At 45.9% G+C, this 8992-nt stretch carries 13 protein-coding genes; 3 read left to right on the forward strand and 10 right to left on the reverse strand.

Features of this window, described 5'->3' with window-relative positions; translation table 11 throughout:
* Window positions 1-215: 215 nt before the first annotated feature.
* The 10 genes from JGK11_RS19535 to JGK11_RS19580 form a co-directional block, all read right to left on the reverse strand.
* The gene (locus JGK11_RS19535; protein ID WP_293212541.1) at window positions 216-665 is read right to left on the reverse strand and encodes a hypothetical protein; all 450 of its coding nucleotides are present in this window, start codon (window positions 663-665) and stop codon (window positions 216-218) included.
* Window positions 662-856 carry a hypothetical protein gene (locus JGK11_RS19540; protein WP_293185055.1) on the reverse strand — a complete coding sequence of 65 codons (195 nt, stop codon included), beginning with the start codon at window positions 854-856 and terminating at the stop codon, window positions 662-664. The genes JGK11_RS19535 and JGK11_RS19540 overlap by 4 nt, the downstream gene beginning before the upstream one ends.
* 2 nt (window positions 857-858) lie before the next feature.
* Complete coding sequence (locus JGK11_RS19545; RefSeq protein WP_293212543.1) at window positions 859-1080, reverse strand: hypothetical protein; 222 nt, start codon at window positions 1078-1080, stop codon at window positions 859-861.
* Window positions 1077-1439, reverse strand: a complete 363-nt coding sequence (locus JGK11_RS19550) for a hypothetical protein (RefSeq protein ID WP_293185059.1) — start codon at window positions 1437-1439, stop codon at window positions 1077-1079. Before JGK11_RS19550 ends, JGK11_RS19545 begins: the two co-directional genes overlap by 4 nt.
* Before the next feature lie 109 nt (window positions 1440-1548).
* On the reverse strand, window positions 1549-2142 hold the full coding sequence (locus tag JGK11_RS19555) for a hypothetical protein (protein ID WP_293185061.1): 594 nt from the start codon (window positions 2140-2142) through the stop codon (window positions 1549-1551).
* A 45-nt stretch (window positions 2143-2187) separates the two neighbouring features.
* Entirely contained in the window at window positions 2188-2505 is a 318-nt protein-coding gene (locus JGK11_RS19560) for a hypothetical protein (RefSeq protein ID WP_293185063.1), read from the reverse strand.
* Between the two features lie 179 nt (window positions 2506-2684).
* The gene (locus JGK11_RS19565) at window positions 2685-4208 is read right to left on the reverse strand and encodes a hypothetical protein (protein ID WP_293196718.1); all 1524 of its coding nucleotides are present in this window, start codon (window positions 4206-4208) and stop codon (window positions 2685-2687) included.
* Window positions 4201-6291: a hypothetical protein gene (locus JGK11_RS19570; protein WP_293212545.1), complete on the reverse strand. Its 2091-nt coding sequence runs from the start codon at window positions 6289-6291 to the stop codon at window positions 4201-4203. The genes JGK11_RS19565 and JGK11_RS19570 overlap by 8 nt, the downstream gene beginning before the upstream one ends.
* On the reverse strand, window positions 6284-7111 hold the full coding sequence (locus tag JGK11_RS19575; RefSeq protein ID WP_293212547.1) for a hypothetical protein: 828 nt from the start codon (window positions 7109-7111) through the stop codon (window positions 6284-6286). Before JGK11_RS19575 ends, JGK11_RS19570 begins: the two co-directional genes overlap by 8 nt.
* Window positions 7108-7653, reverse strand: coding sequence for a hypothetical protein (locus tag JGK11_RS19580; protein WP_293205060.1), 546 nt, complete (start codon window positions 7651-7653; stop codon window positions 7108-7110). Before JGK11_RS19580 ends, JGK11_RS19575 begins: the two co-directional genes overlap by 4 nt.
* Window positions 7654-7895: 242 nt before the next feature.
* Between JGK11_RS19580 and JGK11_RS19585 the strand changes: the two genes are divergently transcribed.
* The 3 genes from JGK11_RS19585 to JGK11_RS19595 all read left to right on the forward strand — a co-directional run.
* Complete coding sequence (locus JGK11_RS19585) at window positions 7896-8435, forward strand: tyrosine-type recombinase/integrase (protein ID WP_293212549.1); 540 nt, start codon at window positions 7896-7898, stop codon at window positions 8433-8435.
* Between the two features lie 7 nt (window positions 8436-8442).
* The gene (locus tag JGK11_RS19590) at window positions 8443-8775 is read left to right on the forward strand and encodes a hypothetical protein (protein WP_293212551.1); all 333 of its coding nucleotides are present in this window, start codon (window positions 8443-8445) and stop codon (window positions 8773-8775) included.
* Between the two features lie 3 nt (window positions 8776-8778).
* A partial coding sequence (locus tag JGK11_RS19595; protein ID WP_293212553.1) for a hypothetical protein occupies window positions 8779-8992 on the forward strand: 214 nt, incomplete at its 3' end.

Here is an 8992-nt window from a genome sequence, read left to right on the forward strand (position 1 = left end):
CTCTACTCTCACACGAGAAATTTAGCTCGATCTTATATCAGATTTGCGAAACACGATTAAATGCCGATCGACTGAACTTAACTAACTAGGTACAAATAAACATACTGAAAACATTCGGTGTCGCAGCCCGAAATACACTCAAAAACCAGATTTCTCCTTGCCGCTACAAATCCCCCTTGTCCGAGTACCCGTTAAGATGAATCCCCAGTAATGACTTACGCGTAGACCACCTTCAACGGAATCTGTTTTATCCCCGATCGCGCCATCGCCTCCATCCTCTGACAAAACTTCTCCCATCCAGATCGATTTCTCAGCACAATGCACCCAGCAGAGCCGGGAAGGTTGGCATCGAAATGGATTCCTAACTCTGATCGAGTTCGCCCGCCGGGAGAGACAACCGGATCGGGGGTGATGTGGAAAAACAGCCCCTCTATGCCGCGGGTGTCCGACCAATAAGGCCTTGTAGGAATTTCATAATCGAATCCTTGCGGTATCGGCCCCTTGCCACGCTCCCATTCGTCCCCAGGCTGTTGCCAGCCCGCGCAGCCGGAAGTTGCAAGGTAGTCGATCGGCTCGCCGTCGGGATAAATCAGTTCCAAGTTCCCGTCCAAAAGCTCAGTGGCAGGTTTTAACTGCATTGTAAAAATCAGCTTGTGTGGTGTCATTTGCTTTGAATTTCTATAATGCGATCGCGCAGTGCACCAATCAAATAGTCTGTTTCGCCGATCGTCTCTGTAAATCCCTGTTTTCCCTGCAAATAACCTTTGTCCTCGGACAATTTAGCTATCGCATCAACCAACTCTATTAAAGTTGGATCTGGAACTGCGAGTAAAGCTCTGGCAGTAATTCTTGGCATTCTTAACGCTCTCTCAATCCAGAATTTCCTGCAATCCACTGCTCAACACTATCCAGTCTTTTTTCGTGAAATTCTAGAGTTTTCTCTATTTCTGTCTGATGCTTAGCAACAGCAACCGCCCCTTTTTGGATTTCCGTTAGAGAGTTCCAGACTAAGACCATCAACCCAAGAATGCAGCTTACTACAGCCAAATCAATCGTTAGTAAAGTAGAAGTAAAATTCATGGGCTATTGTAAATTTCAAGGGTTAACTGAATTTGCTTGTGCCACGGCGCAGGCTCAAACTTGATCCGATATTCCCCAGTGAGTTCAGGAAGTGAAATTAGCGTAGTTCTATTTAGAGGCACTTGCCAGCGTGACCCTTCAAAGTCAACCTGAGCACTACCATTATTCAATACTTGAGTTAAAGTTCCTCCCAGCCACCAGCGGGGCTTTGCCACCGAAGAACTGGCATAAGCCCTAATGATGTGCTGAGAAAAAGATCCCGGAATCAAAATCCTGCCAATACCTTGTTCTAGCCCTACCGCAGCAGAATGCGTACCGCTGTAAATAACTTCCCAATTAGACTGGTTGTCAAGACTCATTTACTAATCAATTAGAAATTCCTCGACCCCTTTGAAATCGTCTTTGTATCATTCCAATTGCTCGGGCGGTACGTACATATCGCCGTACCGCCATACAAATACTTGTTAGTTAGGGTGTAGTTTTAGGTTTTTTCTTCTTGCTTTTTGTTGTAGTTGCAGTAGTTGCTTGTTCGGTTTCTGTGGTAGCAACATCTGGATTTGCTGAGGCTGCTGCAACAGTTGCAGAGGCAATAGGATAAGTCCTTCCGCCTTTAATTGAGAAAAAAGGCTCAATTTCTCCAGCCCCTACCGTTGCAGTAGTTGCAATTTTGGTAGCGGGAATCAGTTCGCCCAAAACATCAGCTATTTCGGCAACTGTCAAAAATGAGGGAAACGTAAAAGATAATTTTCGTTTATTTCCCTTAGTTGTTTTCAAGCCAGTGGTTAAAGAAACCTTTCTTGCGTTAGGACGGCCAAAAGCTAGGTAAACCGCTTTACTTGCTGGAACTGTTACTTCCCCCGTGCTTCCGTCTGCTTTGATATAGCTTCTTGTGTAACCTGCTCTGTCTGTCACATCTTCGGGGCTCGGAGTGTAACTTCTGCTTTTGATGTCAAGAAAATCTGCTACGCGGGGAATGCAACTGCAAGTTGTCCGAAAGTCATCAGTACCTGTTCCGCCAGCGCCACTTCTGCGATATTTTACTAGAAAGCTATGTCTTGTCATTGATTATTTTTTAGTTGTTGATTTGATTTTTTTCCAATAGTTACTTTACCCGTTTGAAGGAATAGAACCATCAAGATCGATCACTACCAGCGAAGTGATTGAAGCAGTTCTTCGGAAAAACAAATGATTGTTTTTGCTGGTTTCTACAGCCCCATTAATTGCTGCCGGATAACCGAGAATTTTCTGCCCCACTTCTTGATTTTCATTCTTGAGTGCAGCCGCAGTTGAACACGCATGCAGCGATTTCATGAAAAATTCACACATTGTAAATTCTTCTGGAAGATTGCCGATTTGTTCCCACCAGGCTTTTAAAGTTTCATCTTCAATGGCTGCAATCATTTCCGCAAGAGTAATGTCGTTCATGTTTTTTGAGAAATTTCAGTTATTTGCTGGGTTATTTTCATTGTAATTATTTGCGTTAATCTGTCAATGCCTAAAACCCTTGTGGCTTGTGGCTTCCAGCTACAAAACATTTTGTACAACCCTAGGGTTGTACAAAATGTTTTATAAATGAATAGCGGTTATTGTAAATTTTTATTGAGCTACCCTAGAACGGGTAAATTGATGGGTTCATTTTCAGGCCACAAATCCATCTCGATCCTCTGCTCGTCCCAAACGCGATCGGACAAATCTTCCCGACCTTGCAAGTCGTCAGAGCGTCGCCGCCACACCAAAACGGCTTTTGACGGGTAAACGATGTAAGGCTGTTCCCTGCGTCGGGCGGTTGGACTTGTGTAGCCCGAGTCGCGAACGCCATTCGGTACAATTTCGGCAGTGGAAAGCGCCAACAACTCTTCGATTTTGTTCAAGCCCTCATTTTCGGTATTGGCGTAAACCTGCATCTGGCGGCCGTTGTTGAGTTGCGCCGTCACCAATTTTTGCCCGCTAGTGTACAGCTTGGCAGCTAGCTTAATTTTGTCCCAAGTCAAGTCGCGCTTAACGTCGGGAATTGTCACCTGTCGCTTGCGAGCTCGTTTGCCGTCCGGCATTACCCAGGGCGGCTGCTGCTTTTCTTTGAATTCAATAATTAGATAGCGTTCTTGAAAGTTCGGCCGCACGTAGTCGTCAACAGGAGTTCCATTGATAAGAACTCCCACGTCACGATTGCCCAGCATTTGGTGAGTTGCTAAGACGTTGACCACAGTCGGCCTCATCACGGCTTCAGGGCCAGACAAGACAATGCGTTCGTCGGGAACCGATCTATCTGGAGTAATTTCTATGGTGCGATCGACACCAAGCACCGAATTGTTTGCCACTTTTTGCATTGCCAGCCAAGCATCAATGCCGCCCGCGACGGCATAGCCGGCTTCTATACAGGCCTCCGTTCCTTCTTCCCAAGCTTCCTCAACAAAATTCCTCAAAAAAGTATTGGGGATAGATTCAATTGCATTCTCAATAGCACCTGCAATTGTCCAACTTTCCCCCGTTCCCCATTTATCTATTTTTTCGCTTCCAAAAAAGCCTCTAAGAGCAATTCCCAGGGGGTTTGCTGGATTCTTTAATGCAGCCCTAACGTTTTTGTAGAGCCACAAGAATGAAGCTTGCACCCCCATCCTAAAGCCAGCCTGAATTACCTCACTAGCGGCGTCGAGCAGTTCGTCCAGGGCTTGCTCGCCAACTTCCTTTAGTAAATGAGTTGCCAGCGCTTCGTTGAAGGTCATGATGGCCGCAGCCGGAACCAAACCGCAGCCAATCCAGCCGATCGCCCGCCCTACCGCACTGCCCAAGAGGCCACCGAAAGCATCCCACAAACCCTCAATTTGTTTGTCGATACTTTCGTCGCTAATATTCCAATTGAAATTGGCAATAAATTGAACGCCGCCGACAATCCAACTCCACAGCTTAGTCCAGCTAAACGAAATTAATTGAACAACTCCTGATACCAGAAATCCGACGAATCGCGTTGCACCGTCCCAAATAGATTCTAGGAATCCTTTATCTTGAGAAGTTGTTGTGGCGCTTGCCGACCAAGTGCGGATAATATTGCCACCAGTCGAAGATTCCCGCATTTTGCGACTAGGCAAGTCGCGCAAAACCAAACCAAATTTTTTTATTGCATCAGCCATTTGGTTTACCTGCCTGACCTATATTGTCGCCAATCTGTCTGATGCGCGGTCTGCGCTCTCTGGATCGACCGTAGGGGGTTTGCGCGTCTTCGATTCCTGTCTCAAAGCCAAATCCATCCTCTACCTGATCGAGGAAGTCTTCCCAATCTTTAGAATGCTTGGGTTTACTCGGATCGTCCTCCTTTGCTAAAGGATTTTCTAGCTTGTCACTTAAGTCAGCGCTACCTTTAATTGATTCCAAAATTTGTGATTTGATATCTTTTTTAGGATCGACTTGCCGCCAATGTACCGCTCTAGTAATTGCTGCTGCCTGCAATAAATCTAATAAAATATCTCGCTGAGTTTCTTTGTTTGTGTACTCAATACCTTTGACGTGGATTATGCTTTCTTTGATGAGTTCATCAATTGACTCGGCTTTTGGGGTAAACGTTGATGGCATTTTAATGTCCGATTCATCATAAGGGAAGTTCATGTATTTTGCGATTGCCATGCTTGCCAAGTAAGCTTTGATTGCTTCTTGCCGACCCATTCCAGACTCGCACAAATTGCGAGTTGATAAAGCCACAAGGGCTGCTACGTTGGCTTGCAGGCTCAGTAGTTGCCCTTCCATTTCGGCTATCGACTCTGCCAAGTTCGGGAATTTAATCTGTTTGCCTTGGTCACCTTCTTTTGTCAAATCGGTATCTTTTACGTCGATTTGAATTTGCCATTGACCCCAGCGTTCGTCATCCCGCTGGAACATCCACATCAAGAGGTCGGCAAAGTCCTCAATTTTCTCTTGAACTGGCTCTGTTGCTGGTTGGCCTTTTTCGACTTCTTGAATAATTGTACTGGGAAGCTCACCGGGAAATTTGTTAACTCCCAATCTTTTGTGAATTTGGCGCAGCAGTTTGATGGAATCGCGACAGCATTCATCCATTTGTTTTCTAGGTGGTGGGTTGGGGGAAGGGGGGAATAAAGGGGCTGGGCTTGGTGAAGGTATTGGCAGATTCGGGCAATCCGGAAAATCAAGCACTTCAACGAATTGCTCTATATAACTTGCTGACCAAGTGAACCTCCTAAACCACCACTGATTCGGTGAATCAAAGCCGCAAGGATAAGTATCAGAAAATATTAAATTGATGGTATCTGGATAAAACACCGTCATTGTCATCCTGCGTCTTACCCTGCAATTGACTTCTCTTTGCTTGTGAATCCCTGATCGAGAAACTTCTATCCAAGGAAAGTTTGGAGAATTGCTATTCGTCTGAATCAGGATAGGCTCCCCAAGTGTCGTCTGTTCTGTCGTCCACGTGTGCATTCGCATTGTTCTCCCTGTGCCGGGGGCGCAATACCCTTCACACCGTTCTCTCGCGTCTGTTAATTTATTTTTATTTCCCCCGTTGTCGCCGTCATACATCCGGCGCTGCCATGTGTTATCAAGTTCGCTTGCGCGATCGGCAGGATAGATATTTGCATTTGCCCCTGTGTGCCAAAATTCGGCTTTGGCAGGTAACACATATACCCAGGAAAAATTACCACAATTACTAATAGAATTAGCTTGAGGTACCGGGGTTGGTGCTGGTGTCGGTGTTGGTGTTAGTTTTTTCTCTTTCTTGTCATTGGGAAACTCAAGTCCAAGTTCAAAACTAATTGGAGTAAACGGAATTTGCAATGAAATTCCGACCCCTACACCTTCAGAAGATTTAGAAATATTAATTCCAATTCCAACTACCTCACCACCAATACTTCCGCCCTTTACTTGCCCCGTACTTGTATTAATTGTGACTCCCCCGCTCACACCCAAAACCCCGCCCGGAACCTCTGCGCCGGCACCTATTGAAATTGAGCTTTTTGAAGGATCTTCATAGTCGGGATTGCCACTGATATCTAGGCGAATCGGGCTGACATCAACACTGACTCCACCAGTCACGGAAACCCCCCCAATATTTGCTACCTCGCGGGTGACTCCAATTCCTCCGGTACTTACAGAGGTTTGGCTTTTCTCCCCCATATTGACGCCGCTATCCTTGCCGAGGTCGATCGCGCTTGACCCCGAAGTCGAACTCGGCGACAGACTGGATTTGGAGCTAACCCTAGACATAGCTCGCCTCTATTCCTGAAATGCGAGATGGACTGCCTTCGGCGATCGCCCAAAGTTCCCCTGTCAACGTTTCCTCGGTTAGATTGCCACCACCGTTAGCTGCTAGGTAGATTCCTGAACCTACCGCGACGCTCGAATTGCCAGCAATCCAAATATCAGCATTCCCCGTATTTGTGGCATAGAAAATCGCCCTGTTTGCATTAGCCAACCTAAACCTAGTAGGGGCTGTTGAGGGGATATTAATTCCGTAAGGAATCGCAGTGCCGACAATCTTATTTACTGGTTTGGCTATTAAATCGACGTTGAACCTAAAGTCACCTTCTAAATTAATATAATCGCCCGCTCCTAATACACCAGAGCCGTAATTGATTATTGAAATTCCCAATCTGTCATCAGGGCTAAGTAGTTTGAGTTGGTTAATAGTTAGATATGGAATCACGAATGGAATTGCGGTTTCTCGACCTTTATTTTGCAACCTAGCTGTTGATAAGGTTGACCAGGCTCCCGTGCCTTTGCGGGCATGAAAGCGCAATCCAATAAAGGGATAATCTTTTTCTATTTTCAGCATTTCGGCTATTTTTTCTGCCGAATTCATCTCAGGATACAGCTCGGGAAAAGGAGCTTGAATTAAAGAAGGAAGATAAATAGCGCCACTGAGTGTTTCTAAATAGAAACTTTTTTCGATATAGTAACTAGACTCTAATGCTGCGTATCCGGCAAAAGTTTCAGAGCAGTTGAGAATTTCAATAATATTAGCGCCGTCAGCGCTGGTGATTGAGCGCCGGAAAGTTCTCGTCCCGCTAAGTGAATTATCGCTCACAGCAACCAGTCCTTTCCTTCGATTACAGAACCACCACCGGGCAACTGTAAAATTTCCACAGGAAAATCTATATCGGCGCTAAACGTAGAATTAGTACCGCCTGAAGAGGCTAGTACAAGCTGACACCGACGGAGGTTACTGGCGTTATTTGGATTTTTAACAGGGTCTAGCTCTAACAACTTTAAATCTACTATTCCCTGCATGACTGCCTGAGACAAGTTCGGCGCCGTGCTGCTGCCACCAGTTCCGCTGGTGAAGGTGGAACCTGTCAAGTAATGGGTTGCTGTTGCAGTAAACTGCCCCGTGACAGCAGCAGCAGCCTGAGTATTTAACACCAGCGATACGGTTGCTATTTTTGTGGACAAGTTAACGCTAATTGTGACGGAATCAGTGCGACCGGCAATTTTAGTTAAATTGTTTTCCTCTTGTTCTAGTTTTGCTAGCAACCCGTAAACATATCGCTCTTTACTGGCGGGCCCAGTGGGGGCAGATTGAGAAACGCCAGTTACTGTGGCACCGGCACCGGCTGTATGTACTGCCATTTTTTGGGAAACATAAATATGCTTCTAGTTTATTAACTTTTTGACACTTGATTGAACTTGAACTTTTTCTTAAGAAGTTGCTCTTTTAGATAAAAGAGCAACTTCTTAATATTTTGCGATCGCCTACCAACAAGGCTTTGAGTGGATACACTAAAAAGAGGTGTTGAAAAGTTGTCAATTGTTTAACAGTACAAGGAAAACAGCAACAAGTGAAAATATCTAGGTTTGGGCAAGCTACGCGCATGACTCAAGAGAGCTACGAGTTAATCAGCAAACATTTATTTACGGAAATTCACAAGGTCTTTTTAGCTGTCGCTTGGTACACTGGTGAGAGACCAGATGCCATTCTAAAAAGCCAGGTAGAGCAATTTTATGTGAATCCATCCCGGCGCATCGTGCGCTCCGAAATACTCTACAACGCGACGACTAGGAAGGATAAAAAAACCAGAGAAGTCCCTTGTCACGTAAACTTAGAAAGAATTCTTAGGGATTTTGAATGCTTGGAAAATGGCTATTTATTTCCGTCTCGCGTTCGCAAAAATGACCATCTTTGTCGACAGGCGATCGATCGAGCTTTCCGGCGGGCTTTGAAAAAAGCGGGGCTTGAAAATCAGGGATATTCCTTGTATTCGGCACGCCGCGGGTTTATTACTCGGCTAAACAATCTCGGTTGTAGCCCTGGGCTGATTAAATCCCTCTCTGGACACGCCAGCCTTGCATCGTTGAGCCGGTATATCGAAATCTCGGAAGAACAGCGCAAAAATGCGATCGCCAATTTTTAACTAAATTATGCTAATTAACGTCAACTCGAACTCAGTAGTCAATATTGCCGAGGACGTGCGCGGCGCAAACACTGCCGCTACCGTATCTGCCACGACAACGGTTGCTGTGGCTCTCGCTGCCAATGCGAACAGAGCAAATTATTCTATTTACAACGCAGGCCCAGCCACCGTTTTCCTCAGGGAAGGAGCTGTAGTAACTCCGGCTATTCACACCACGCCGATTCCTTCAGGCTTCCTTTGGAAAGAAGACTTTACCTCGGCTCGATATACAGGCATTATCTCTGTTATCACCGCGTCAGGCACGGCCTCTCTTCAAGTTTCCGAGGGGACGCTAATCTAATCAATGGGCGAACTGATTGATTTGAACCGGAAAACGATTACTGATGCGGATCTTCCGCCAACAACCGCGACGGACGCCGAAGTAGCCCAGGCGATCGCGGCGCACGAAGCAAAAAGTAACCCGCACCCTAGTCTGTGGCAGAGAATAGTGGCTGGATTCCTCAGTCTGGCTGGAGGGCAGCGGATTTTAAAGAATAATCCGCCAATCACTTACACAA

The organism is Microcoleus sp. PH2017_34_RAT_O_A (genome assembly GCF_020737885.1).
Classification (GTDB): domain Bacteria; phylum Cyanobacteriota; class Cyanobacteriia; order Cyanobacteriales; family Microcoleaceae; genus Microcoleus.

Excerpts from the sequence above, each read along its gene's own strand:
- JGK11_RS19565 (WP_293196718.1), bottom strand. The coding sequence starts at position 4,208 with ATGGCTGATGCAATAAAAAAATTTGGTTTGGTTTTGCGCGACTTGCCT.
- JGK11_RS19580 (WP_293205060.1), bottom strand. The coding sequence starts at position 7,653 with ATGGCAGTACATACAGCCGGTGCCGGTGCCACAGTAACTGGCGTTTCT.
- JGK11_RS19585 (WP_293212549.1), top strand. The coding sequence starts at position 7,896 with ATGACTCAAGAGAGCTACGAGTTAATCAGCAAACATTTATTTACGGAA.
- JGK11_RS19550 (WP_293185059.1), bottom strand. The coding sequence starts at position 1,439 with ATGAGTCTTGACAACCAGTCTAATTGGGAAGTTATTTACAGCGGTACG.
- JGK11_RS19540 (WP_293185055.1), bottom strand. The coding sequence starts at position 856 with ATGCCAAGAATTACTGCCAGAGCTTTACTCGCAGTTCCAGATCCAACT.
- JGK11_RS19590 (WP_293212551.1), top strand. The coding sequence starts at position 8,443 with ATGCTAATTAACGTCAACTCGAACTCAGTAGTCAATATTGCCGAGGAC.
- JGK11_RS19555 (WP_293185061.1), bottom strand. The coding sequence starts at position 2,142 with ATGACAAGACATAGCTTTCTAGTAAAATATCGCAGAAGTGGCGCTGGC.
- JGK11_RS19545 (WP_293212543.1), bottom strand. The coding sequence starts at position 1,080 with ATGAATTTTACTTCTACTTTACTAACGATTGATTTGGCTGTAGTAAGC.
- JGK11_RS19560 (WP_293185063.1), bottom strand. The coding sequence starts at position 2,505 with ATGAACGACATTACTCTTGCGGAAATGATTGCAGCCATTGAAGATGAA.
- JGK11_RS19570 (WP_293212545.1), bottom strand. The coding sequence starts at position 6,291 with ATGTCTAGGGTTAGCTCCAAATCCAGTCTGTCGCCGAGTTCGACTTCG.
- JGK11_RS19535 (WP_293212541.1), bottom strand. The coding sequence starts at position 665 with ATGACACCACACAAGCTGATTTTTACAATGCAGTTAAAACCTGCCACT.